At 68.6% G+C, this 24,266-nt stretch carries 20 protein-coding genes; 11 read left to right on the top strand and 9 right to left on the bottom strand.

Annotated features, from left to right (window positions below; translation table 11 throughout):
• Positions 1–37 precede the first annotated feature (37 nt).
• Positions 38–256 (top strand): DUF3185 family protein, encoded by a 219-nt coding sequence (locus D187_RS26245; RefSeq protein WP_002629365.1) that lies wholly within the window; start codon positions 38–40, stop codon positions 254–256.
• Between the two features lie 7 nt (positions 257–263).
• Here the strand turns inward: D187_RS26245 and D187_RS26240 are convergent, their stop codons facing one another.
• From D187_RS26240 to D187_RS26225, 4 genes are all read right to left on the bottom strand, one after another.
• Entirely contained in the window at positions 264–1,823 is a 1,560-nt protein-coding gene (locus D187_RS26240) for a S8 family peptidase (RefSeq protein ID WP_002629364.1), read from the bottom strand.
• A gap of 239 nt (positions 1,824–2,062) precedes the next feature.
• Complete coding sequence (locus D187_RS26235) at positions 2,063–3,841, bottom strand: hypothetical protein (protein WP_043431565.1); 1,779 nt, start codon at positions 3,839–3,841, stop codon at positions 2,063–2,065.
• A 37-nt stretch (positions 3,842–3,878) separates the two neighbouring features.
• Positions 3,879–4,238, bottom strand: a complete 360-nt coding sequence (locus D187_RS26230) for a hypothetical protein (protein ID WP_002629362.1) — start codon at positions 4,236–4,238, stop codon at positions 3,879–3,881.
• A gap of 43 nt (positions 4,239–4,281) precedes the next feature.
• Positions 4,282–4,917, bottom strand: coding sequence for a hypothetical protein (locus D187_RS26225; protein ID WP_002629361.1), 636 nt, complete (start codon positions 4,915–4,917; stop codon positions 4,282–4,284).
• A 103-nt stretch (positions 4,918–5,020) separates the two neighbouring features.
• Between D187_RS26225 and D187_RS26220 the strand changes: the two genes are divergently transcribed.
• From D187_RS26220 to D187_RS26190, 8 genes are all read left to right on the top strand, one after another.
• A complete protein-coding gene (locus tag D187_RS26220; RefSeq protein ID WP_002629360.1) occupies positions 5,021–7,861 on the top strand; it encodes an FG-GAP-like repeat-containing protein in 2,841 nt (946 codons plus the stop codon).
• Between the two features lie 10 nt (positions 7,862–7,871).
• Positions 7,872–8,642: a hypothetical protein gene (locus D187_RS26215; RefSeq protein WP_002629359.1), complete on the top strand. Its 771-nt coding sequence runs from the start codon at positions 7,872–7,874 to the stop codon at positions 8,640–8,642.
• Complete coding sequence (locus D187_RS26210; RefSeq protein WP_002629358.1) at positions 8,639–10,288, top strand: GH3 auxin-responsive promoter family protein; 1,650 nt, start codon at positions 8,639–8,641, stop codon at positions 10,286–10,288. Before D187_RS26215 ends, D187_RS26210 begins: the two co-directional genes overlap by 4 nt.
• A complete protein-coding gene (locus tag D187_RS26205; protein WP_002629357.1) occupies positions 10,285–11,472 on the top strand; it encodes a Rieske 2Fe-2S domain-containing protein in 1,188 nt (395 codons plus the stop codon). Before D187_RS26210 ends, D187_RS26205 begins: the two co-directional genes overlap by 4 nt.
• A gap of 150 nt (positions 11,473–11,622) precedes the next feature.
• Positions 11,623–12,936 (top strand): AHH domain-containing protein, encoded by a 1,314-nt coding sequence (locus tag D187_RS52680; protein ID WP_076606230.1) that lies wholly within the window; start codon positions 11,623–11,625, stop codon positions 12,934–12,936.
• 19 nt (positions 12,937–12,955) lie between these two features.
• Positions 12,956–13,516 carry an imm11 family protein gene (locus D187_RS26200; protein WP_245591829.1) on the top strand — a complete coding sequence of 187 codons (561 nt, stop codon included), beginning with the start codon at positions 12,956–12,958 and terminating at the stop codon, positions 13,514–13,516.
• A gap of 128 nt (positions 13,517–13,644) precedes the next feature.
• On the top strand, positions 13,645–14,034 hold the full coding sequence (locus tag D187_RS26195; protein WP_002629355.1) for a MerR family transcriptional regulator: 390 nt from the start codon (positions 13,645–13,647) through the stop codon (positions 14,032–14,034).
• A gap of 1 nt (position 14,035) precedes the next feature.
• Positions 14,036–14,968, top strand: coding sequence for an alpha/beta fold hydrolase (locus D187_RS26190; protein ID WP_002629354.1), 933 nt, complete (start codon positions 14,036–14,038; stop codon positions 14,966–14,968).
• An 11-nt stretch (positions 14,969–14,979) separates the two neighbouring features.
• Here D187_RS26190 and D187_RS26185 read toward each other — a convergent pair whose 3' ends face one another.
• Positions 14,980–15,615, bottom strand: coding sequence for an AbfB domain-containing protein (locus D187_RS26185; RefSeq protein ID WP_002629353.1), 636 nt, complete (start codon positions 15,613–15,615; stop codon positions 14,980–14,982).
• A gap of 133 nt (positions 15,616–15,748) precedes the next feature.
• On the opposite strand from D187_RS26185, the gene D187_RS26180 reads away from it, so the two are divergent.
• Both D187_RS26180 and D187_RS26175 read left to right on the top strand, forming a co-directional pair.
• Complete coding sequence (locus D187_RS26180; RefSeq protein ID WP_002629352.1) at positions 15,749–17,056, top strand: MFS transporter; 1,308 nt, start codon at positions 15,749–15,751, stop codon at positions 17,054–17,056.
• Positions 17,057–17,255: 199 nt separating this feature from the next.
• On the top strand, positions 17,256–18,890 hold the full coding sequence (locus tag D187_RS26175) for a sensor histidine kinase (RefSeq protein WP_043431563.1): 1,635 nt from the start codon (positions 17,256–17,258) through the stop codon (positions 18,888–18,890).
• A gap of 4 nt (positions 18,891–18,894) precedes the next feature.
• On the opposite strand, the gene D187_RS26170 is transcribed toward D187_RS26175, so the two are convergent.
• From D187_RS26170 to D187_RS26155, 4 genes are read right to left on the bottom strand one after another with little or no spacing between them, the layout of a single operon-like run.
• Positions 18,895–20,109: a tetratricopeptide repeat protein gene (locus D187_RS26170; protein WP_002629349.1), complete on the bottom strand. Its 1,215-nt coding sequence runs from the start codon at positions 20,107–20,109 to the stop codon at positions 18,895–18,897.
• A gap of 44 nt (positions 20,110–20,153) precedes the next feature.
• Entirely contained in the window at positions 20,154–21,290 is a 1,137-nt protein-coding gene (locus D187_RS26165; protein ID WP_002629348.1) for a GNAT family N-acetyltransferase, read from the bottom strand.
• Positions 21,287–22,855 (bottom strand): sensor histidine kinase, encoded by a 1,569-nt coding sequence (locus tag D187_RS50365; RefSeq protein ID WP_002629347.1) that lies wholly within the window; start codon positions 22,853–22,855, stop codon positions 21,287–21,289. Before D187_RS50365 ends, D187_RS26165 begins: the two co-directional genes overlap by 4 nt.
• Entirely contained in the window at positions 22,845–24,083 is a 1,239-nt protein-coding gene (locus D187_RS26155; RefSeq protein WP_002629346.1) for a hybrid sensor histidine kinase/response regulator, read from the bottom strand. Before D187_RS26155 ends, D187_RS50365 begins: the two co-directional genes overlap by 11 nt.
• Positions 24,084–24,266: the final 183 nt, after the last annotated feature.

Genomic DNA, 24,266 nt, shown 5'->3' with positions numbered 1-24,266 from the left:
CCGGCCCGTCGCACCCAAAGCCGAGAGGACTCACGCCGTGGGGATTGTCCGCATCCTGGGAATCATGCTCCTTGTCGCTGGCACCGTGTTCCTGGTGAGTGCCTGGCGCGCCACCGACTCCATGGTGGAGCGCGCCGCGCAGAAGCTCACCGGGCGCTACACCGAGAGCACCCAGCGCGACCTGGCCATCGGTGGAGCTGGAGTGGTGGGCGGCGTGTTGCTCCTCGCCCTGGGAGGAGGCAAGCGCCGCCGCTAGCCCGCGCTCAGCGCGCGAGCACCTGCTGGAGGGCCCGGCGCAGGTTGGGCTGGGGGCCGATGTGCTTGGAGGAGGGCGCCTGGGGCGTGCCGGTGGTGCGCAGCAGCGCGCGCATCTCGCGGGGAGGCACGGGGCCCTTGCCCGCGGCGAACGCGGCGCCCTGGAGGGCGGCCACCGCTCCGGCCACGATGGGGGCCGCGCTCGAGGTGCCATTGAAGGAGTCCGTGTAGCCCCGGTTCTCGCCCAGGCCGCTCAGGTCGCCAAAGCCCAGGGTGACGACCTTCTCGCCCCAGCTGTGCACGTCCACGCGCGAGCCGTGGTTGGTCCAGCACATGGGGACGTGGCCGGTGGCGGAGCTGGCGCCCACGAGGATGGCGCCCGAGTCGCGCACCGCCCGGTCGAAGGCGCCATGGTAGGCGGCATCATCCAGGTCCGCGCCGCCATTGCCGGCCGCCTCCACCACGTGTACGCCGTGGGCGGTGGCCTGCGCGATGGCGTCGAAGTTGGCCCGCCAGTACTCCAGGGGCACGTAGTTGCACTGGCTGAGATTGCAGGCGCAGCCCTTCTGGGTCTTGGGGCCCGGGGCCTGCAACTCCACCAGGACCACGCCGCCCCGGCCCGCGGCGCGCGCCGCGTGCTGGATGGCGCTCGCCATGCTCTGGGTGGCGATGCCCTGGCGTCCCGCCATGGCCCCGTTCGCGATGCCGGTGATGCCATACCCATTGTCCTGGCCCACCATCACCCCCATCACCGCGGTGCCGTGGTCGCGCCAGTCCACGCCCTGCAACTGCTCGCCGCCCCAGTAGAAGAAGGCCGGCAGATCCTCGTGCCGACTGTTCCAGGCGCCCTCCACGTCGATGAGCCGCACGCCCTGGCCCCGGCCGCCGGGCACCGACCAGGCGTAGCGCGCGTCGATGCCCACGGGCGCCGCGTCCAGGTAGCCCTGCTTCAGCTCATAGCTCGCGGTGGCGTTGCCGCGCGCGTCCCACGCCGACACACTGGCCGTCCACGACACGGGCTCGGCGTAGGCGATCTCCACGCTGTCCAGCGCGTTGAGCTGCATGACCAGCTCGTTCACGTCGGCCGCCTGCATGCCGGGCTCCAGCGGCAGCTCGTAATAGAGGTCCAGGTCCGCCATCTCCTTGCCACTGAGCTCCTCGGCCAGGTGCTTGCGCGCGGCCAGGGTGGACTCGGGCTCGCGGAACAGCCGCTCGGGCCGGCGCCCGCGGGCCTTGTTCTGCACCATGCGCTGTAGCTCGGAGACGTCCGTGTTCAGCCGCACGTCGGTGACGTGGTGGCGCTGCATGCGACCGCGCTCGTCCGCGTCGCGCTCCTCGCTGAGGATCTGCATCACCCCGCCGCGCAGGCGCACCCGCGTCCCCTCGTGGAACTTCACGACCAGGCGCTGGACCGGTGTCTCCTCGTCCAGCTCGGGAGTGGTGGGCTTCACCGTGGACAGCCGCGGCTCCAGAACCTTGGCGGCCTCCGCACAGGGCGCTGCCAGCAGGCTGAGGCCGAGCAGTACCGTGGGCGTTACGTGGAACTTGAGGAAAGAGGCCTTCGTCATCCGTCCTGACTCCGGTGTGAGGGGGGAGACATGACCGTGACCTCGGAGGCTGGGACGCGGGCCCGAGGGCCCGAACCTTTCCCCCGGAGTCACGTGGGCGGCCCGTTTCTTCAATGCTTGTCCTGAAGGGGCCTCCCACAACACATGTATTCTCGGTGGGAGGTATTAGCAGATATTTTCACTCTGGGAAATATGTCGGCCAAGTCAAGATTTCCCAAATTCTCGATGTGTTCCTTTTCTCATTGCGTGAAGAGAAACTCATCCAACTCGGACTCATCGGCCGGGTCGCGCGAGGCCGGGTCGGAGTCGTCCGGGTCGAAGCCGTAGATGGAGTAGCCGGGCGGGGGGGGAGCGTCGTCCAGGCACAGCACGACGCGGGGCGGCGTGCCCACGCCATCGCCATCCCGGTCCGGGTAGAGGACGCGCCAGAGGAAGCGGGCGGGGTCGGCGTCGTCGCAGTCGTTGCCGGAGGCCGAGGGAGTGTAGGGCGGGGGGAGGGTGGCGGCGGCGCAGACCTGGCCGGTGGAGGGCAGGGTGTGGCCGTCCCCATCGGCGTCCACGTACTTGAAGGCGTGCAGCCGCCAGCGCGAGGCGTCATCGGGAGCGCAGTCGGTGCCCTGGAGCGAGTGGCCCGCGGGGGGCGAGCCATTGGTGCACAGCGTCAGCGCGGGGCCCGAGCCCACGCCATCTCCGTCCATGTCCACGTGGACCTGGAGTGATTGGTACACCTCCGCCCGGGTGTCATCGCAGTCGGTGCCCCGGCTGGTGTCCGGATAGCCCTGGGTGGACGCACCCAGGCAGACAGGGCCGCCGGGCGCCACGGTGAAACCATCCCCATCCGTGTCGCGGAACCTGGGGGTGAAGGTGCGCCAGCGCAGGGCGTCATCGGGAGCGCAGTCCGTGCCCGTGTCCGCGTAGCCGGCGGGACGGGTCGTGCCCGCGCAGATCGTCCGCTGTGCACCGGCGCCCACTCCGTCCTGGTCCGCATCCGGAAAGACACTCCAGGTGACACTTACCTCGGCGCGGGTGTCATCACAGTCGAGGTGGGTCCCCGGCGTCATGGAGAAGCCGGCCGGTATCTGGAATCCACCGCAGACCTGTCCCGTCTGGGACACGGTGGCGCCGTCCCCATCCGCGTCGCGCCAGAGGTAGGAGTGCAACATCCAGCGGGTGTTGTCGTCAGGTGCGCAGTCGCCTGCCCCGAGGGAGTAGCCGGGCCGGACGCCTTCGCCGGAGCACAAGGTCTCCGCGGGGCCGCTCCCCACCTGGTCTCCGTCGGAGTCGAGGTATTGGACGAGGGGGGTCCACACGTCCGCGCGGGTGTCGTCACAATCCAGGCGGGTCAGGGTGGAGGAGGTGTAGCCCGCGGGAGGCGCCTCGCCGATGCACAGGGTGCCCGGGGCGGACACGAAGAACCCATCTCCATCCTCGTCCCGGCCCACGTGGTTCCAGGTGCGGTAGCGGGTGGAGTCCCCGGGCGCGCAATCCGAGGCCGTCTCGGACATACCCGGCGGCACGCTGCTCCCGATACAGTGGAGCGAGGCCTCTCCCTCCGCGACACCATCTCCGTCCTCGTCCGCGTACAGGGAGCGCGAGGTCCAGACCTTGGGATCCGCGTCGTCGCAGTCCGTGCCCTGGACCCGGAGGTAGCCGGTGGTGTTGGCGCCCACGCAGTCACTCGACGGTGCGTGGACCGCCTTCCCGTCGCCGTCGGCGTCGGCGTAGTAGCCCTTGCCCGTCAGGGACATCCACCGAGTCGCGTCCTCGGGCGCGCAATCGCCGCCCTGGGTGGAGAGCCCCGGGGGCAGGGTCTTCCCGATGCAGATCATGCGGGGCTCGCCACTCCCATACTTGTCCCCATCGGCGTCGTCATACATCGTCAGTTGCTTCCAACTGGAGTCCGAGTCCGGGGCACAGTCCGCGCCGTCGTGGATTCCATCGCCGTCGCTGTCCGAGCCACAGCCGAGCTGCGCGCCCATCAGCGCCAGCGCGAGCGCCCATCCCATCCGTCGTGTCATCTGTCCGCCCTCTGTCTGTCTTCGGGGTGGAGAGGGATTAGCGACGGGTGAGCTTGCAGCCCAGGAGGGTGAAAGAGCTGTACGGATCGTGCCGCACCTCGAGATGGTACTGGCCCGGCTTGTTCATGGAGATCAACGCGAAGCGTTCGCAGGAACGGAGGAGCGCTGCCAGTTGGTCATTGCCCGAACTCATCCAGGTGTCGAACGAGATGGTCCGTGGAGTGGCTTCACCCCGGATGATGCCGGTGAGCTTGAATGTGCTCACCCCGACATCGGCTTCGATGCTGTCCACGGTCTCGAATACGTAGGTCGAAGTGCCGGACTGCGCCGAGGCGAGGGTCAGCGGGGCCAGGGTGCACAACAGGGTGGCGGCGGACGCGAGTGTCTTGATGTTCATGAGTGTGTTTCCCCCCGTGAAGCGGGTGACGTGGGCACGGACTCTATAGTCCAAAGCCCAGCGCCACGGCGAGCAGCCCCCCCAGGAGAAGGTACAGGGGGATGTTGCAAGCGAGCGTGATGCGGTTGATGCGCCGGAAGCGGGCCTGCTCCTCGTCGGCGAACCAGATGCCCTCCTCGCCCATGGTGCGCCCCTCCACGGCCTGGAAGAAGAGCGCGGCGTAGAGCACCTCGATGACGAGACTCACCGCGACGAGCACGACGAGGCACACCGCCCAGGTGTCCAGGGGCGAGGGAGGCCGGGGAGGCGACAGCAGGTGGGCGCCGAGGCCGCCGAGCACGAGGACGAGGCTCAGCACGTCATGGGCGATGCCATAGGGGGGCCGCCAGTTGTGGCTGACGTAGAGCATGTACAGCTCCGCGAGCCCGCGCAGCCACATGAAGGCGCCGAAGCCGCCGAGCACGAGCCGCAGCCGCGGGGGCACCCCCGGGTCGAGCGCCGCGAGCGGACAGAGGAAGAACCAGAGGAAGATGGCGTAGAGCAGCCACGCCATCTTGGGCGGGGAGATGCGGCCGCCCTTGGCCGCGCGCACGTTCTGCCGGCGCCAGAAGAGGACACCGAGTCCCCCGCATAGGCTCAACAGCAGGAGAATGAGGACACGGGTGACGGGGGCGAGCATGTCGTTCTCGCACGGTAGCCCGAAAGGCAGGCCCGGGCGCGTGTCCTGGACAGGAGCGCGAGGGCACGGCAGGCTCCGCGCGCGCATCGGAGGCGCCCTTTCCATGACAGCACAGCCGTCCATGGCACCCGCCGTGCCCATGCCCCCGCGTCCCCAGTCCGTCCGCTGGGGGTGGGTCTGGCCCACCTGGAGCGATCCGCGCATTCCCTTCGCGGCCATCCTCACCCTCTACGGGGTGCTGGGCTTCTCCTTCTTCGGCTTCAACCGCAGCCCGGCGCAGATGGCGGCCATCGTCGTGAGCGGCAGTGCGCTGGACGCGGGGCTCACCTGGCTGCTGTACCGGCGCAAGGTGGTGCCCCTGAGCGGCTACATCTCCTGCTGCTCGCTGGCGCTGCTGCTCAACTACTCGCACTCGAGCTGGATGCTGCTCCTGCCGGTGTGGCTCACCATCGGCTCGAAGTACGTGCTCACCTTCCAGGGGCGCCACGTCTTCAACCCGTCCATGTTCGGCGTGGCCACCTCGCTGCTCTTCACCCGCGAGCTCATCACCGCCGCGCCCGCCTATCAGTGGGCCAACGGGGAAGTCGCCCTGAGCGCCTTCATCATCATGGCGGCGCTGGTGCTCTTCTTCTTCCGCGTGGGCCGCGGGTGGCTCGTGGTGAGCTTCCTCTTCTTCTACGCGCTGCAGACGGCCCTGCGCGCCTATATCCTTCGCCACCACCTGCCCCCCGAGGTGCTCTTCCTGGGCACGCTCGGCGCGCCCCCCTTCTTCATCTTCACCTTCTACATGATCACCGATCCCGGCACGTCCCCGAAGCGGCCCCGGGATCAGATCATCCTCGCCTTCGCCCTCACCTTCGTGGACCTGCTGCTCCACCTCAAGGAGAGCGTCTTCACCTTCTTCTACGCGGCGCTCACCTGCGCCACCGCGCGCTTCCTCTTCCTGCATGGCCGCGAGCTGTGGCGCCAGGGGCCTCGCGCCTACGCCTCGGGCCTGTTCTCCCGCGAGCCCCTCCAGCGCTTCGGCGCGGTGGGCGGACTGGGGCTCGCGCTGGCGGCGGGGTACTTCCTCGTCATCGCGCCCTCCGCGAGCGTGCGGCCGCTGCCCTTCCACATGGAGCGCCTGGAGGCCGCGCACACCGGGCTGGGCTCCACCATGGGGGATGTGTTGACGCACGCGGATCCACGCGTGCTGCACGTGTCCAAGTGGGTGCTGAGCGTGGGCGACGCGGTGGCCACGGGCGACTTCGACGGGGATGGGCGGTTGGATGTGTTCCTGTCCAACGCGCTCAAGTCGGACGGGGATCGCGCGGCGCTCTTCCGCAACGTGGGCGACCTGCGCTTCGAGCGCGTGAAGGTGCCCGCCCTGGAGCGCATCGCCGCGAACTACACCACCGATGGCGCGGCCGCCGGGGGCACCTTCGTGGACTACGACGGGGATGGGGACCAGGACCTGGCCATCGCCGTGGCCTTCGGGCCCTCTCGGCTCTTGCGCAACCTGCTGCGCGAGACGGGCAGCGCCACCTTCGAGGACGTCACCACGCACGCGGGCGTGGGCGACCACTCGGTGAGCCTCGCCGTGACGATGCTCGACTTCGACCGGGATGGACACCTGGACTTCTTCGTGGCCAACGCGCTCACCACGCACCTGCCGGACTACGCCACGCCCACGCCCTTCAACTTCTTCCACCTGCCCGCGCCCGAGTACCCCGGAGACCGGCGCATGCTCCGCTTCATGCACAATGGCTGGCATGACGCCGACAACGGCGGGCTCAACGCGCTCTATCGCGGCCGGGGCGACGGCACCTTCGAGAAGGTGGATTCCGCCGCGATTGGCTTCAAGGAGACGCGCTGGTCGCTCGCCGTCAGCACCGTGGACCTGAACCAGGATGGCTGGACGGATCTCTACATCGCCAATGACTTCGGTCCGGACGAGATCTACCTCAACGAGCAGGGCAAGCACTTCCGCCGCATCCGGGGTTCGCTGTTCGGAGACATCGGCAAGGACACCTACAAGGGCATGAACGCCTCCGTGGCGGACTTCGACCGCAATGGCTGGTTGGATGTCTATGTGTCCAACGTGCACCACTCCCTTCAGGCCGAGGGCAGTCTGCTGTGGATGGTGTCCCCGGGGCAGGAGCCGTTCGTTCCCACGTTCAAGGACGAGGCCACCTTCCGGGGCGCGCTCAACGAGCGGCGCTTCGGCTGGGGCGCGGCGGCGGGGGATCTCGACAACGATGGTTGGCCAGACATCGTGCAGGCCAATGGCCACATCGATGACCGGTTGGATCACCTCATCGACTCGGGCCGCAAGGATTACTGGTACATCAATCACAAGCTGATGCAGTCCGGTCCCGAGGTGCACACGTACGCGGACAAGTGGGGGGACATCCGCGGGCGCACCGTCTACCCGAACGAGGCGCGGCGGGCGTACCTCAACCTCGGGGACGACAAGCCCGGCCACTTCGTGGACGTGGCGAAGGAACTGGGCCTGGAGGATCCGGACAACTCGCGCGGCGTGTTGCTCGCGGACCTGGACAACGATGGCGACCTGGACGCGCTCATCACCAATCAACACGGGCCCGTGTCCGCCTACCGCAACACCCTGCGCGAGGGCGAGGGCCGGGACAAGGCGCACTTCGTGGGGCTGTCCCTGGTGGGCGAGGGCCGACACACCTCCCGGAGCGCCGTGGGCACGCGGGTCGTCGTGTCCTATGACGAGGGCGGCCGGCACGTGGAGCAGGTGCAAGAGGTGGGGTTGATGGGCGGCCTGGGCGCCTCGGCGGATCCCCGGCTGCACTTCGGGGTGGGAAGCCACACGGGCCCCGTGACGGCGACCCTTCACTGGTACGGCGGACAGACGCAATCCGTGCAGCTCGACGTGGATCGCTACCACGTCATCCACCAGCCCGCCGTCACCGCGGACGCGCGGGACAGTCATTGAGAGGGAAGAGATGTTGTCTGCCTTGAAGGGAGCCACCGTGGCCCGGGAAGCCCTCACCGGAGCGCAGCGCGCGCAGATGCTCGCGTTGATGCAGACGTGTTACGCGGGCGTCAGCGCCGAGCGCTTCACGCGCGACCTGGACGACAAGCAATACGTCATCCTCCTGAACGCGCGGCACACGGGGGAGTTGGTGGGCTTCAGCACCGTGCGCATCGCCGAGGAGGAGATGGAGGGCCGGACGGCGGAGATCATCTTCTCCGGAGACACCGTCATCCACCCGGACTACTGGGGGCAGAAGGAGTTGCAGATGCGCTTCACGCGGCTGCTGCTCCACCGCAAGCTGCGCCGTCCCTGGCGGCCCTTGATGTGGCTGTTGTTGAGCGCGGGTTACAAAACCTACCTGCTGGCGGTGAACCACCTGCCGCGCACCCTGCCGCGCCACGACTGGGAGCCTTCCGCCGAGCGGCTGGCGTCCCTGAACGCGCTGGCCACGCGCTGGTTCGGTGAGCAGTTCGACCCGGCCCGGGGAACGGTGCGCTTCTCGGACGCGCACTACCGGGTCCGCGAGGGGGTGTCTCCCATCGACCGGGAGGCGGCGGCCCATCCGGACATCGCCTTCTTCGCGCGGCGCAACCCGGGCCACGTCGAGGGCGAGGAGCTGGTCTGCCTCGCCGAGCTGCGGTCGAGGGACCTGGTGGGCGCGCTGGTGGATGCCCTGCGCAAGCAGTGGCGGTTGTGGACGGGCCGGGGCTCGAAGCGGGGCGTGAGGGCGAGGGCATGATGCTGTCGGGCCTCCGGGTGGCGCTGGCCCCGTCGGCGCTCCGGTTCCACCAGTCGCTCTCGCGTCCCGAGCGGGCCCAGGCGGAGTGTCTGTCCCGCGTCCTGCGCGCCGTCGAGGGCACCACGCAGGCCGCGCGGCTCCCGGGCTTCCCGCGCGTGCGCACCGCGCGCGAGTTCCAGGACGCCGTGCCCCTGTCCACGCCGGATTCGGTGCTCGCGGACGTCGAGGCGATCAAGGCCGGGGAGCCGCGGGTCCTCACGCGTGCGCCGGTGTCGCGTTTCGAGCCCTCCGGGGGCTCATCGGGAGCGTCCAAGTACATCCCCGTCACCCAGGGGTTGCTCGGCGAGTTCCACCATGCGCTCGCGCCCATGTTGTTCGACCTGCTGACCGCGCGCCCCGCGCTGCGCGCCGGTCCGAGCTACTGGTCCATCTCGCCCATCGGTCGCAAGCAGGGGCGCACGCCGGGAGGCATTCCCGTGGGCAGCGTGGAGGACTCCGCGTACTTCCCCCGCTTCCTGCAACCGTTGCTCACGCGCGTGTTCGCCGTGCCGGGCGCCGTGGCCCATCTGCCCGATGTGGAGTCCTGCCGGTACGTGACGCTGTGGTTCCTCGTGGCCCGGGAGGACCTGGCCCTGGTGAGCGTCTGGAACCCGAGCTTCCTCACGCTGCTGATGGACGCGCTGGAGCGGCACGGAGAGCGGCTGGCGGATGACCTGGAGCGCGGGATGTGCAGGCCTCCGGGAGGGAGTGGGGGAGAGGTGGGGGCGGTGCTCGCGCGGATGCGCTTCTCGCCCCAGCCCCGGCGGGCCCGGGTGCTCCGGGAGTCCTTGCGCTCGGGGTTGAGAGGCCTCGCGCTCTGGCCGCGACTGTCATTGTTGAGCATGTGGACGGATGCCCAGGCCGCGCATGCCGTGGAGCCGGTCCGTCTGCGTTTTCCGGGCGTGGAGATCCAGGGAAAGGGATTGCTCGCCACCGAGGGCGTCGTCACGCTGCCCCTCTTCGCTGCCCCCGCGCCCGTGCTCGCCGTGCGCAGCCACTTCTTCGAGTTCCTCGAGCCCGAGCACCCCGAGGCCCGGCCGCGGCTCGCCCACGAGCTGGAGGCGGGGCGCACCTATTCCGTGTTGCTCTCCACGTCCGGAGGGCTGCTGCGCTACCACCTGGGAGACCTGGTCCGGGTCGAGGGCTTCCATCACGCCACCCCGTGTCTGCGTTTTCTCGGCCGCGCCGATGCCGTGAGCGATCTGGTGGGAGAGAAGCTCTCCGCCCACCGCGTCTCCACCGTGCTGTCCTCCATGCTGTCCCGGGTGCTCGGTCAGTCTCCGTCCTTCGCCATGATGGCGCCCGAGTGGGAGACCCCGGCGCCTCCGGCGTACCGGCTCTTCGTCGACACCGACGTGCCCGAGGCGCGTCTGGAGGCGAGTGCCCGGGCGATCGAGGACGCCCTGTGCGAGGGCTATCACTACCGCTATGCCCGCGAGCTGGGACAGCTCGGGCCGGTGCGCGTCCTGCGCGTCACCGAGGGGGCGCGCCACTATGAGGCCCGCTGCATCGCGCTGGGCCAGCGCGCCGGGGACATCAAACCCACCGACTTTCATCGCCGGTCCGGCTGGACCGCGTGGTTCTCGCAACGAGGAACGTCTTCATGAGGAATCCCACCGATGCTTCACCGCTCGCGCTCGTCACCACGCCCGCCGTGGACCTCGAGGCCGAGGCGGACTTGTCCCGCTGTGGGGCGCTCAAGGACTACTGGTACGTGGCGTGTCTGTCCTCGGAGCTGACCTCGCGCGAGCCGCTGGCGCGCACCTTCTTCGGCACGCGGGTGGTGCTCTTCCGTGACGAGCGGGGCCAGCCCGTGGCGCTGCTCGACCGGTGTCTGCACCGCAACGCGCGTCTGTCCGCGGGGGCTGTCTTCGGGGGACGTCTGGGCTGTCCGTATCACGGGTGGGTGTATGACGGCTCGGGGGCGGTGGTGGAGGTTCCGTCGCTCGGACCGTCGCAGTGTGGCGAGTCGCTGGACGCGCAGGGGCATGCGCGCGCGGGCCTCCAGGTGCGCCCGTGCGATCTGGGCCGGGTGCGGCGCTTCGACACGCTGGAGCAGGACGGGCTCGTGTTCGTCTTCATGGGAGGCGATTCACGGCGCGCGCGCCGTCCCGCCTTCCGGGTGCCGTTCTGGGGCCAGCCCGAATGGAATGTCTATTTCATGGTGACGCGCTTCCCCAACGGGGTGACCAACCTCGTGGAGAACTTCATGGACGTGCCGCACACGGTCTTCGTCCACGAGGGGTGGTTCCGCCGCAAGGCGCGCAAGCGCGTGCCCGCCACGGTGAAGCGCTCGGAGGGCAGCGTGCTCGTGACCTACAAGCAGGAGCAGGACACGGTCACGGGGCTCGGGCGTCTGTTCAATCCGGGGGGACTGCCCATGGTGCACACCGACCACTTCTTCGCGCCCAACGTCACGCGGGTGGATTACATGTGGGGGGAGCGCAGCGGGTTCGCCATCAACTCGCAAATCACTCCCATTGGTCCCACCGATAGCCTCGTATATACGGCCATCAGCTACCGGCTGCCGTATGACCTGCCGCGTGCGCTCGTGGGGCAGGCGCTCAAGCCGCTGGTGCGCTGGTACACCACGCAGGTGATTCGCCAGGACGTGGAGGTGATGAAGGTGCAGCGAGAGGGATTGCTCAACGGGCCTGGAGGGGGCGTCTTCTCCGGCACCGAGGCGGATCTGCTCCACGCGGACATCGAGGCGTATCGCCGCTGGTTGCTCGAGGGCGGGGAGGGCGCGGGCCCCACGGACGAGGAGCGGAACATCGCCTTCTGGATTTGAGGCGCGGAGCCCGTGGTCAGCTGCGCGGGCCATCGCAAGATGCTCGGTCGTGTCAGCCAGGGAACACGGTTGGGACGAGCCAAGAGCAGGAGGCCGTGAGCGTAGGAGGAACTGGTAGTCCTTCATCGGAGTGTCGGGGATTCTGCCAGCATGAGGACAACTCCCGTCGTCCTACTCCGCGTGGTCTTGGTCCTGAGCCTTCCTCTGGTCTCCTCGTGTACCACTCTCCCGGAGAATCGCTCAGGAGGTGATGGATGGCAGCCACAGTCCAGGCCCGTGCAAGTCACTCAGCTCCCCGAAGGGCGGCTACGGCTTGATTTCGAGCCACTACCCGCCGACCTGGTCTGGGAAACGCTGAGGGTGGAGGACGCACGCGCGGAACTCGCCGAGTTCCAACGGGCCTTTCGGCCAGCGCTTCAGCCACGGCTTCGCCGTATCATGGTCTCATCCGGTCCCTGGATCGCATCCACTGGCACCCCATCGGCGAGGGAGCAACAACTGCGGCAGGAGTTTCTCTCCCGTTTAGGGGAGTCCTTTCTGCCACTGCCGGATACCGTGGAGAACAGTCGCCTCTACATGGCCCTCAAGTTGTCGACTCGCTACATGGGTCCGGGCCTCCGCGATGCCGCCATGGAGCTGTTCAACTCTCCTGCCTTCCTCACCAGCGTCACCCTCTCGGTTTTCGTATACTTCTCCGCTTGGGTTCTCCCCGAACCCTTCTTCTCCAAAACCTTCGCTGCCGCACTGACGATTCGTCTGGCGCTGGCGGTAGGATTGCTGGAACTCTCTCATCTGGCACGGGCGTGTGTACGATTGTACCGGGAAGTGGATGAGGCAGTCACGATGGCGGAGTTGGAGGCCGTAGCAGAACGTTTCGGCAGGGCCATGGGAGGCACCGCTCTGCGGGTTCTGGTCATCGTGGCTGGAGCGGGCATTGGCCGGGCACTTCCCAATATACCCGAGGGAGGATTGGGAGCTCTGCTGACGCCTCCTCGCTACGCGGCAGTAGGGAACCTCGTCGTTGAGGGCACAGCCACTGCCCATGTAGTAGCTGATGGTACGCTTGTGATCGCAGGCGCAGCGGTGGGAACCGCGGCTTCGGTCCTGGGCTCAGGCTGCAACGATGGGAATCAGAGTGTAGCTGGTTACTCGCGGCACCACCTGGCCACCGACAAGAATGATACCTCAGCAGCTAGAGGAGGACCTTGGACTCCTTTGTTTGCACGACTCTTTGCACAAGCTGGCATGAGCCTGGACGATCCCGCGAACATCGTCCAGCTCAAGGGGCACTACGGACCGCATCCACAAGAGTATCACGAAGAGGTCTATAGGCGTCTGCGCTTTGCATTGCTGCGATGCCCGAATGAGGATGCGTGCCGAGGACGGCTTGCCGCTGAACTCAGGCGTATTGCAGAAGAGGTTTGTACGCCGGGCTCTTTGCTGAACAACCTGCTTACGAAGTGATGAGAAGGGTCAGACTCGCTTGAGACGCTATTTCCAATTGAGTGATGACATGGGGACGCGAGGCCGCTGGTTGCTCGACGGCCCCGTGGATGAGCAAGGCAAGAAAATAGACCCCGAACAGTTCCTGGCGGGCAGGTCCCTGGAACTCGCGGAGAAGATGAGTTGCCTCCAGCTCGTTCCTGGACATCCGTTGGACTTCAGCGAGGCAGCACTTGGCATCCCCATGGTGAGTCAGAGACTGAAGGAACTCCTCGAACGCTTGAGTGTGGAGGCAGTGCAGTTCTTTCCGGTCCGGGTGGTGTCTCACGACGCTCCCTGGTTCGCGCTCAATGCCACCCGATTGGTGGAGTGCATCGACGAATCGCGATGCCTTCGCGTTGAGCACTGGACGCAGGCGGATGGAGCACCTGAGCGCGTGGGCGAATACCGCGTCGTCGAGCGCATGCGAATCGATCCCAGTCGAGTGAGCGGGGCCCGTCTCTTTCGAACCTGGGGGTGGCCCGTGCTCGTGGTCTCCGAAGACCTCAAGCATGCAATGGAGAAGGAAGGGATCACCGGCACGAAGTTCAGTGAGGTGTGAGGGTCTTCATTCAGTGCGCCCGACGACGCCTGGGGATTCGCCTCCCGTTCCTCGCGCATGGGGGTTGCGGAGGGCGCTTGACCTTGACATCAGTGTCAGGTGCTACGGTCTTTCTCATCGAGGCAGCAATGAACATCGGACAGCTTTCCAGACTGTCGGGCGCGAGCGCGCGCTCGATCCGCCATTACGAGAAGGCGGGGCTGCTCGTCTCGAGCCGCCGGAGCAATGGCTACCGGGAGTTCGGCCCCGACGCCGTGCTCCGGGTCCAGCACATCGCCCGTATGATCCGTCTGGGTTTTTCCCTCGAGGAGATCGCCACCTTCTCCCCGTGCATGTTCAGGAGCGAGTCGACCGCCATCTGCCCGGACGCACTCGCCGCGCACCAGGAGAAGCTCGCCGACATCGAGCGTCAGATCGCCGAACTAGAGGCCCGTCGTGCCCGGCTCATCGAAACGCTCTCACACGCGGCCCCCGCCAGCCTCCCCTGGCGAAGGGTCGCCTCCGCCAAACGAGGATGACATGAACCGCAGAGACCTCCTGAAGAGCACCGTGCTCACCACCGCCACCCTGTCCCTCTCTGGACCCGGCCCCCAGGCCCACGCGGCCCCCCGGGCGGAGAGCAAGACCTTCCTCCTGGTGCACGGCGCCTGGCACAACTCCCTGCACTGGGGACGTGTCGCGCAGCACCTCTCCGGCCTCGGCCACCGCGTGGTGTCGATCGATCTGCCGGGCCACGGCCTCAATGCCCGCTTCCCCTCCTCGTACCTCGCGGGGGACTGGGCCAAGTTCGCCGAGGAGCCCTCGCCGCAGCGAGATCTCCGCCTCGAGGAGTGCGCCTCGGCGGTGGTCGACGCCCTCAAGACGCTGCGGGGGGCGAGCCGGCCGATCCTCGTCGGCCACAGCATGGGCGGAGCGGTGATTACCCGGGCGGGTGAGCTCGCCCCCGAGCTGGTGGGCCGGCTGGTCTATCTGAGTGCCTATTGCCCCGTGCGGCTGAAGAAGCCGAGCGCCTATGGGGAACTGCCCGAGGCGAAGACCGGCTACGGAGACAAGCTCTTCGTGGGGAACCCGGCGGCCCTGGGGGCGGCCCGCATCAATCCGCGCGGGGATGCCGCGTACCTCGAGGCGCTGCGCGGGACCTACTACAACGACGTGGAGACCCAGCAGTTCCTGCCCTTCGCGCTCATGCTCACACCAGACCTCCCGGTCGCCCTGTGGACGTCCGAGGTCATCGCGACGCGCGAGCGCTGGGGCCGCATCCCGCGCAGCTACCTCCGTTGCACCAAGGACCGCGCCACGGCGCCCGCCCTCCAGGATTTGATGATCCGCGAGGCGGATGCCTTCACTCCCGCCAACAAGTTCGAGCAGAAGACCCTGGAGTCGAGCCACTCGCCCTTCGCGTCGCAGCCGGCACGGCTCGCCGAACTCCTGGCGGGCCTCAAGGCGGGGTGAACCCGAAGCGGCTACCAGGGAGGCAGGATCAGGAAGGTCGCGTCCTCCTCGAATGCGGCACTGTACTCATTGTCGAGGTAGAGCCCATAGGTGCGCCCGTCGTAGTCGTCGATGTTGAGGTACGAGTCCGGGGCGTTGCAGCTCTCGAAGCTCAGCTCGTTCGAAGCCGCCAGTCCGGGACGCGGGCAGAACGTCGCGTCCTCGCTGAATCCCAGGGTGTTGTTGTCCGGATCCAGGAAGATGTCCGAGCCGCGGTGCCGCAGGAAGTGCCTGGGGTAGTTGCTGGCCTCGAACGAGATGCACCGGTCGTCCGCCAGGCCCGGGACGATGCGGAACGTGGCGTCGTCCATGTCCCGCTCCGAGTAGATGAGCGACGCCTCGCCCTGGCCGTTGTAGTGCCGGATGAAGAAGTCCGGGGCGATGTATGACTCGAGGGAGGCGTAGTCGCCCCGCCAGTCGGACAGCGAGATGACGCCCGAGTTGCCTCCACCCAGGAGCGCGGGGCAGCCGGGGTACGAGGGAACAGGAGGAGGCGGGGGGTCCACGTGGCCGTGTCCACCGCCGCCCTCGACGACGCACCCGGACAAGGTCATCGTCACCGCCATCGCCAGGAAGAAGGTGAACCGCTTGGACGCCATGCGAGCCATGTTGTGTATTCCTTCAAGAGGGAAAACGTTGAGGGACCGACGTCCGCGCGGCGCGGAATATTCAGGGCAGGCCGCCGAGCGGCCCTCGCCGACGGGCATCGTCCTGGCGCCATGATGGGATAGAAGCGATGCGGTGAGCCCGACCCCTTCCTCCGACGCACCCCGAGTCCGCCAACGCCTGCTGTCCATCTTCGGCGGCTCGGTCGGCAACCTCATCGAGTGGTACGACTTCTACATCTACTCGGCCTTCTCGCTGTACTTCGCCCCGTCGTTCTTCCCCGGCGACAACCCGCTCGTGCGGCAGCTCAACGCGGCGGGCATCTTCGCGCTCGGCTTCCTCATCCGTCCCATCGGCGGCTGGTTGATGGGGCTCTACGCCGACTCGCGCGGGCGGCGCGCCGCGCTGACACTCTCCGTGTCCCTGATGTGTCTGGGCTCGCTCGTCATCGCCCTGTGCCCCACCTATGAGCAGGTGGGCATCCTGGCGCCAATCGTGCTCGTCCTGGCCCGGCTGCTCCAGGGGTTGTCGCTCGGAGGCGAGTACGGCACCAGCGCCACCTATCTCAGCGAGGTGGCCACCTCGCGCCACCGCGGCTTCTACAGCTCCTTCCAATACGTCACGCTCATCATGGGCCAGTTGCTCGCGACGCTGACGCTGCTGGTGCTCCAGCGTCTGGTGCTCACCGGGCCCGAGCTGGAGGCCTGGGGCTGGCGCATCCCCTTCCTGTGTGGCGCGGCGCTCGCCATCTTCGGCTTCTACATGCGCCGCAACATGGTGGAGACGGAGGCCTTCCAGGTGGTGGCCGCCAGGCGCACGGAGTACCGGCCCATGCTCGAGCTCGCCCGCCATCCCCGGGAGATCGCCCTCGTCATCGGGCTCACCCTGGGCGGCACGCTCGCCTTCTATACGTACACCGTCTACATGCCCAAGTTCCTGGTGAGCTCCGTGGGCCTGTCGCGCGACGACGCCACGCTCATCTCCGCCGGCTCGCTCTTCCTCTACATGCTCCTGCAGCCCGCCTTCGGCCTGCTGTCCGACAAGGTGGGCCGTCGGCCGGTGCTCATGGGCTTTGGTCTGCTGGGCACGTTGTGCACCGTGCCCCTGTTCACCGCGCTCACGAGCACGCGTGATTCCTTCACCGCCTTCCTCCTGGTGATGACGGCGCTCGTCATCGTCTCGGGCTACACCTCCATCAACGCCGTGGTGAAGGCGGAGCTGTTCCCCGCGAGCATCCGCGCCCTGGGCGTGGGGCTGCCCTATGCCCTGACGGTGTCCGTGTTCGGCGGAACGGCCGAGTACGTGGGCACCTGGTTCAAGCTCCAGGGCCACGAGTCCTGGTTCTACTGGTACGTGACCGGCGGCATCTTCTGCTCGCTCCTGGTCTACCTGCTCATGCGCGACACGGCGCGCCACCACCGCTTCGACTCCCAGGAGTCCTGATCCCGCGTCCGAGGGGTGGGGGCACCGGAGAGTTGTCGGGTGATGGAGTCGGAAGTGGCGGGTTCATCCACACCCGCCAAGGTGTAGGAATACCGTGATTTTCAAAGGGAAGTCTCTGGTGCGCCAGCTCTGTCTGGCGCCACACAGTCGAGGCAAGGGCCCGGTGTCGTTCCGGGCGAAGACTCCTCATATCGGGATCATGCTTTCCCCCGGTCTTCTGTACGAAGAGAAGCGCATCGAGGCGCTTGATCGCCACGCCATCCTGGATACGCCCCCCGAGCGCGAGTACGACGACGTCGTGCAGCTCGCGGCGAGCCTGTGTGGTGTGCCCATGGCGCTGGTGAGCCTGGTGGATCGGGATCGGCAGTGGTTCAAGGCGAACGTGGGACTGCCCGGAGTGTCGGAGACGGAGCGCTGTATCTCCTTCTGCACCTTCGCCATCGAGCGTGAGGAACTCTTCGTCGTGGAGGACGCCCGCGAGGACGCGCGCTTCGCCACCAACCCGCTCGTGACGGGGGCGCCTTCCCTGCGCTTCTACGCCGGGGCTCCCCTCCAGTCCGAGGACGGGTTCCTCCTGGGCACGCTGTGTGTCCTGGATTCCGTACCCCGGAAGCTGACCGAGACGCAGCGCCGGGATCTGCTCGCGCTCAAGCGCCAGGTGGAGCTGCTCTTGCGCCTGCGCCTGAAGGTGAAGCAGACCGAGGCGCGCAACCAGCAGCTCCTCGAGTCCTCGGGGGATGCGGTGCTGCTGCTCGACGAGGGGGGAGCCGTGTTGGAGCTCAACCCGGTGGCGGCGCGGCTGCTGGGGGGCGAGGCGGGCCGGTTCCTGGGTGTGCCCTTCGAGACGCTCGTCGCGCCGGACGAGCGCGAGACGGTGCTCCGGGCGTTGCGCGAGGTGCGCACGCACGGCTCGGCGCGCGTGGACAACCTGGGGCTGCGTTTGCATCGCGGGGAGCGCGTGGTGATGGACGTGGCCGCCTCGCTCCAGGAGGTGGGCTCGGCGCGGCGGCTGCTGCTCGTGGGGCATGATCTCACCGAGCGGCGGCGCCTGGAGCGGCAGAGCCTGCAGAATGATCGGCTCGCGTCCATGGGGGCCCTGGCCGCGGGCATCGCCCATGAGATCAACAACCCCCTGGCCTTCGTGCTCTCCAACCTGAACTTCCTGCACAGCTGGCGCGAGGATCTGGAGCGGCGGCTGGCGGAGCTGCCCGGCGTTCCGGAGCAGTTGCAGTCGGTGCTCGGCGAGGCTGGAGAGGTGCTGGCCGAGTCCATCGAGGGTTGTCAGCGCATCCGGGACATCGTGCGCGACATGCGCTTCTTCTCCCATTCCTCCGACGAGGCGTTCTCGCCCGTGGACGTCAACGCGAGCCTCGACTTCGCGCTGCGCATGGCCTCGCCCGAGCTCAAGAGCACGGCCCGGCTGGAGAAGAGCCTCGACGAGGAGCTGCCTCCGGTGCTCGCCAGCGGAGGGCGGTTGAGCCAGGTGTTCCTCAACCTGATCATCAACGCGATCCAGGCGATGCAGCCCGGCGGCCCGCGGCAGCACACGCTGTGCGTGCGCACCGTGCGCGAGGGCGAGTGTGTGCGCGTCGATATCTCGGACACCGGACACGGGATTGCCCCGGAGGTGCTGCCGCGCATCTTCGATCCGTTCTTCACCACCAAGCCGGCGGGCTCGGGCACGGGGCTGGGGCTGTCGGTGAGCCACGCGCTCGTGGAGAAGATGGGCGGCGAGCTGCGGGTGCACAGCGAGCTGGGCCGGGGCACTACCTTCTCCCTGCTGCTGCCCCAGCACGCGCGCCTCGCCGAGCCTCGCCCGGCCCTGGCCTCGTGAGGGCTCACCCCGCGCCGGGCTTCGTCGAGGACGTGGGCTCGACTTCTCCGCGCAGGATGGCCAGCACCTTCGCCCGGGTGTCGTCGTAGGAGGGCTCGCCCTGGAAGAGGCCATACGTCTCGTGGGTGTTGTCCGGGGCGTAGGCGTCCAGGTGGAACAGGCGCGGGAGCGAGGGGTCGTGCTCGTGGGCGAAGGCGTTGGTGAAGGCGTAGGAGCCCAGGGAGACGACACGCACGGGCTGCTTGCCTCCGGGCGCGTACACCTGGAACTCGTAGCGCTTCGCCCAGTCTCCCTTCAGCTCGAAGTCCTCCACCACCACCACGGTGTGCTCGCCCTCGCCAAAGCGCTCCCGGATGAAGTAGTCCTGCGCCACGAGCCCCTCCTGATGCAGCTCGAGCAGGGCCTCTCGCTCGGCGTCCCGCCGCGCCATGTTCCCGAGCGCCTGGTGCACCTGCACCAGCGACTCCCGCGTCCGCCAGTTCCGGGGCTCCAGCGTGGCGGCCTTCTGGAAGCACGCCAGGGCGGCGGCGGACTCGCCCCGTTGCTGGAGGAGTTGTCCGGCATGGGTGTGGGCCATGACGTAGTCCGGCTCCAGCTCGCGCGCCCGCTCGAGGGCGGTGAGCGCCTCGTCGGGCTTGCCCTCCTCGAGCGACAGCAGGCCGAGCAGGAAGTGGCCCTGGGCGTCGCGCGGCTCCACTTCGAGCGCCCGGGTGAGGGCGGCGCGCGCCTCGGTGGGCTGCTCCAACTGCAAATGGAGCGTGCCGAGCAGTTGCCAGTAGCGGCCCTGGTGGGGGGCGAGCCGCGTGGCGCTCCGGGCCTCGGCGAGGGCGGCGGCGGGCTGACGGGCCCCGCCCAGGAGGAAGGCCTGGAGGTAGTGGGCCTCGGCTTGATCCGGCGCGAGCGCGAGCACCCGCTCGGTCTCCACGCGGGCCCTGTCGGGCTGGTGCAGGGCGAGGGCGGCGCGCGCGAGCACCGTGTGCAGCCCCACGTCCCGGGGGTGTTTCTCGAGCCGCTCTCCGACGTCGCGTGCGAGGGACTCCAGCTCCTCGCGCGAGGCGTCCAGGTGGGCCCCGCGCTGGAGGGCCTGGGCCTTTCGCAGGCGCGCCTCGTAGCCCTCCCGGTCCTCCTCGGAGACGGGGCGGGCGGCGCGGCTCGCGGCACAGCCGGCCCCCGTGAGCAGCAGGGCGAGCAGGGCGCCCGGAAGTCGGAGTCGTGGCATGCGCGGAGCATGGGCGCGGCGGGCACGTGCCGCAACCCGCGGGCTCACGCCAGGGCCATCTCGAAGCCCGTCCGTCCCCCGGGCGGGGGGGGCCGCCCCGCGAGGCTCGCCGGGGTCACCGCGTAGAGGTGGAAGTCCAGGCGCCGCTGGAAGAAGCCCCGCAGGGCCGGCTGGAGCGGATCCGCCTCCCCCATGTAGAGGGAGAAGAAGTGGTAGCCCCGGTCCTGATGATCCGCGTACACGCGCTCCACGAGGGCGCGCAGGATGGCGGGATTGTCGCCGGTGATGCTGGTGTCGCACAGGTAGAAGTAGCGGAAGTCCTGGCCGGGCTCGGGCAGGCGGGGCGAGCGCAGCACGGTGGCCATCGCGTCGTAGCCCCACTTCACCCAGCGCATCGAGCCCCGGTACGCCAGCACCCGGTAGCGCTTCACCTCGTGGGGATCCCACACCGAGGTGCAGCCGACCAGCGCCCCGCGCTCGTCGAAGGCCAGGTAGCACCCGTCCACGCCGAGCCCCGGCCAGTGCGCCAAGCGGTGTTGCAGCTCCCCCTGGTCGTAGCGGTAGCCGAAGGGGCGCGTGCGGTGATCCGCGTCCAGCAGTGCCACCATGGCCGGCACGTCCTCGGGCCGGGCGCGGCGCACGTGGAAGCGGCCCGGGCGCGGCGCGCGGCGATGGGTGAAGTGCACGGACACCGCGGAGAAGCGGCGCAAGAGCGTGTACTCCGGCTGGGCCACGCGGCGCTCCCGGCGTCTCACCAGCGCCTGGAGCGCCGCGGCATTGGTGGCCATCACCGAGGTGAGGAAGGTCTCCACGCCCAGCCGCCGGGCCACCTCCTCCAGCAGGGGCCCGTAGAAGCGCGCCACGCTCCGCTGCCGTCTCGCGGAGAAGCGCGTGCGCAGATCTCCCAGGTAGCCCACGCGGCACGCACGGCCATCGAGCCAGCCCTCGCGTGCGAAGAAGGTCCCCATGGCGGAGAGCCCCTCCGCCGCCTCGTGTACCCACACCTCCGCCGTCCCCCGCTGGATGTCATAGAGGCGGAAGAAGTCCGGGGAGCGTTGGGTGGACAGCACCAGCTCGCCCTGCATGGGCACCGCGCCGAACAGCTCGAGCAGCCGCTCGTTGTCCGCCGGCGTGGCGAGTCGAGGCGACACCGGGGGCGTGCTCCCCGGGCCGCGCGTCACGTGTGCTCCTCTTCCCGCGAGGCGGGGGCCTCCCTGTGCTCGGGGCGGGCGCTCGTGCGCCGGTAGTCGCTGCGGTGCGCGGCCTTGCGCGGCAGGTGCAGGGTGAAGGTCGTCCCTGCCTCCAGGCCGGAGTCCACGTGGATGGTGCCGCCATGGGCGTGCACGATCTCCTGCGCGATGTAGAGCCCCAGCCCCAGCCCGGACAGCGGATCGCTCTTCTCCTGCGACGCGGCCCGGCGGAAGGGATCGAACAGGTGGGGCACGAACTCGGGCGGAATGGGCTGGCCCTGGTTGCGCACGCGCATCACCACCAGGTCATCCATTCCCGTCAACGTCACCTGGACGGGCTGTCCCTGGGCGCCATGCTTCACGGCGTTGGTCACCAGGTTCTGCACCACCTGGATGAGGCGGCCCCGGTCCCACTCGCCCTGGCCGTCGCCGTGGGTGCTCAGCTCGATGGGGTTTTGGGGGGCCATGAGCTGCAGTTCCTCGACGACCTCGGCGGTGAGGGTGAAGAGATCATCGGGCCGGCGATCCACCGGGATGCCGCCGCCCAGCCGGCCCCGGGTGAAGTCCAACAGGTCGGCGATCATCCGCGTCATGCGCTCGGCGCCCAGGTTGATGCGCGTGGTGGCGTTCTTCACCTTGGGATCATTCACCTGGCGCGAGAGCAATTGCGAATGGAGGATGATGGCCTGCAAGGGGCTGCGCAGATCGTGGCTGACGATGCCCAGCAGCCGCTCGCGGAACTCGTTGGAACGCCGCTGCTCCTCCTCCATGCGCCGGCGCTCGGTGGCGTCGCGCAGCACCACGACGAAGCCGCGCAGCGCGCCGCCCTCCTTGTGCAGGGCACTCACGGTGATGTCGGCCCAGAACCGGCCTCCTCCCCGGCGAGAACGCCAGCCCTCGCCCGTGTAGACGCCATGGTGCTCGGCCGCCTCCATCTCCTTGTCCACCACCGTGTGGCGCAGCTCCACGGGCACGAGCATCTCGCGGTAGGGCTGGCCCAGCACCTCGCGCTCCGAGTAGCCGGTGATGGACTGGGCGCCCGCGTTCCAGCTCACGATCCTCCGCTCGGCGTCCAGCATGAAGATGGCGTGCCCGTACACCCCCTCGATGACCAGGTGCAGCGTCTCCTTGGACTCGATGAGCGCCTGACGCTGGCGGGTGCGCTCCAGGGCGAAGCGCAGGGCGCGTGGCAGCACCGCGTAGGACTCGGGCGTCTTGGGCAGGTACTCCTCGAGCCCCTCCTGCACCGCCTGCAGCGCCTGCCACTCCTCGGCCGTGCCGGTGAGCATGATGACGGGGATGCCCGGCCACGTGCGCTGCACGTCGTGCAGCAGATCCAACCCGGTGGTCCAGGGCAGCAGGTAGTCGACGAGCACGGCATCGAACCGCTCGTGGCCGAGCACCTGGTCCCACTGTGCCTCCTCGCCCACCTCCTCCAGGAGGATGCCGGGAAACGCCCGCCTGAGCACGCGCACGGCCATGAGCCGATCCGCGGGGTTGTCGTCCACGACGAGAACCCTCAACTGCTCGATGGGCTCGAGGAACTCACGCGCCATGCGTGACGCCTCCGCTGTCTTCTCCTCCTGCCGAGCAGGGCAACTCCACGATGAAGGTGGAGCCGCTCCCCGGGGCGCTCTGCACGCGGATGCGCCCCCCCAGGGCCTCGGTGACCTGCTGGGTGATGAAGAGGCCCAGGCCCAGGCCTCCATAGTGCCGCTCCGACACACCCCGCTCGAACCGGCGGAAGAGGCGCGCGCGCATGGACTCGTCCATCCCAATGCCTTCATCGCGCACGGTCAACCGGGCCCACCCCTCGTCCTCCTCGACGCGCACGCTCACCGTGCCGCCCGCGCCGAACTTGAGCGCATTGGACAACAAGTTGGTCACGATCTGCTCGAGTCTCAAGACATCCCACTGACCCAGCACCCGGGCGGGAGCCTCCAGCTCCAGTGGGCAGTTGGCGCGCGCGGCCTGGAGTTCGAAGCTGGACACCACGTCGCGCACGACGGCCGCGAGGTTGACGTCCTGCTCGCGGCGCAGCGTGAGCCGCCCGCTGGTGATTCGCGTGGCATCCAAGAGGCTGTCCATGAGCGCCGTCACCCGCCGTACCTGTGCGCCCGCCGCCTCCACGTGCCCGAGCAGCCGCTCCACGTCCACCTCGGGCCTGCCCAGCTCCTGCCGCATGAGCTGCAGGCGCAGGGCGAGCGGCGTGAGGGGCGTCTTCAGCTCGTGGCTGGCCACGGAGAGGAACTCGTCGCGCAGGCGCACCGCCTCGCGCAGCTCCACCACCAGGCGCTCACGCTCCAGCTCGGCGCGCCGCCGCCGCTCGTCCAGCACCTCGCGCTCGCGCTCGCGCAGCTCCGCCTGCCGCAGCCTCAGCGCCTCGCGCTCCCGGTAGAGATCCACGAAGACGCGCACCTTGGCGCGCAGCCGCTCGGGATCCACCGGCTTGTTCAGCCAGTCCACCCCTCCCGTCGAGTACGCGGTCGCGACGATGGCTTCCTCGGCGCTCGCTCCGCTGAGGAAGATCAGCGGCAGGGGCCGCCGCGCCAGCAACTGGCGCATGCGCCGCGCCGTCTCCACCCCATTGAGGCCCGGCAACCGCACGTCCATGAGCACGAGCGCGAAGTCCTCGTCCCGCACGTGATCGAGCGCTTCTTCGCCGGAGGACGCCTTCACCAGGTGGAGGGAGAAGGGGGCCAGGTAGCGCTCCAGGGCAGCCAGGTCGGCTGGTTGGTCATCAACCAGCAAGACGCTGGTGCGCAGGACTTCCCTTGCTTGCACGGCGCCTCCAAGAACTCCGGTATGCCGCCGTAACAGATACGGCCCGCTCCCGCGAGAGGTGATGTCGCACCAGACGGGAGCCCGCGTCCGGGGGACAACACGCCAGACTGCCCCCTTTCATTCCTGACGGCCAGGGCTTCGCTGGTTGGGTCCCATATCTTCAGCCCCGCCAGGGCGGATGCT

The sequence above is a fragment of the Cystobacter fuscus DSM 2262 genome (genome assembly GCF_000335475.2).
GTDB classification, from domain to species: domain Bacteria; phylum Myxococcota; class Myxococcia; order Myxococcales; family Myxococcaceae; genus Cystobacter; species Cystobacter fuscus.
The sequence above is the reverse complement of the archived record's forward strand: the minus strand, read 5'-3'. Positions and strand labels throughout refer to the sequence as shown.

What these genes read in the sequence shown, in the direction of transcription:
- D187_RS26225 (WP_002629361.1), bottom strand. Translation starts at nt 4,917, where the DNA reads ATGCTCGCCCCCGTCACCCGTGTCCTCATTCTCCTGCTGTTGAGCCTA.
- D187_RS26215 (WP_002629359.1), top strand. Translation starts at nt 7,872, where the DNA reads ATGTTGTCTGCCTTGAAGGGAGCCACCGTGGCCCGGGAAGCCCTCACC.
- D187_RS26220 (WP_002629360.1), top strand. Translation starts at nt 5,021, where the DNA reads ATGACAGCACAGCCGTCCATGGCACCCGCCGTGCCCATGCCCCCGCGT.
- D187_RS26240 (WP_002629364.1), bottom strand. Translation starts at nt 1,823, where the DNA reads ATGACGAAGGCCTCTTTCCTCAAGTTCCACGTAACGCCCACGGTACTG.
- D187_RS26175 (WP_043431563.1), top strand. Translation starts at nt 17,256, where the DNA reads ATGCTTTCCCCCGGTCTTCTGTACGAAGAGAAGCGCATCGAGGCGCTT.
- D187_RS26205 (WP_002629357.1), top strand. Translation starts at nt 10,285, where the DNA reads ATGAGGAATCCCACCGATGCTTCACCGCTCGCGCTCGTCACCACGCCC.
- D187_RS26235 (WP_043431565.1), bottom strand. Translation starts at nt 3,841, where the DNA reads ATGACACGACGGATGGGATGGGCGCTCGCGCTGGCGCTGATGGGCGCG.
- D187_RS26185 (WP_002629353.1), bottom strand. Translation starts at nt 15,615, where the DNA reads ATGGCTCGCATGGCGTCCAAGCGGTTCACCTTCTTCCTGGCGATGGCG.
- D187_RS52680 (WP_076606230.1), top strand. Translation starts at nt 11,623, where the DNA reads ATGAGGACAACTCCCGTCGTCCTACTCCGCGTGGTCTTGGTCCTGAGC.
- D187_RS26170 (WP_002629349.1), bottom strand. Translation starts at nt 20,109, where the DNA reads ATGCCACGACTCCGACTTCCGGGCGCCCTGCTCGCCCTGCTGCTCACG.
- D187_RS50365 (WP_002629347.1), bottom strand. Translation starts at nt 22,855, where the DNA reads ATGGCGCGTGAGTTCCTCGAGCCCATCGAGCAGTTGAGGGTTCTCGTC.
- D187_RS26195 (WP_002629355.1), top strand. Translation starts at nt 13,645, where the DNA reads ATGAACATCGGACAGCTTTCCAGACTGTCGGGCGCGAGCGCGCGCTCG.
- D187_RS26210 (WP_002629358.1), top strand. Translation starts at nt 8,639, where the DNA reads ATGATGCTGTCGGGCCTCCGGGTGGCGCTGGCCCCGTCGGCGCTCCGG.
- D187_RS26230 (WP_002629362.1), bottom strand. Translation starts at nt 4,238, where the DNA reads ATGAACATCAAGACACTCGCGTCCGCCGCCACCCTGTTGTGCACCCTG.
- D187_RS26190 (WP_002629354.1), top strand. Translation starts at nt 14,036, where the DNA reads ATGAACCGCAGAGACCTCCTGAAGAGCACCGTGCTCACCACCGCCACC.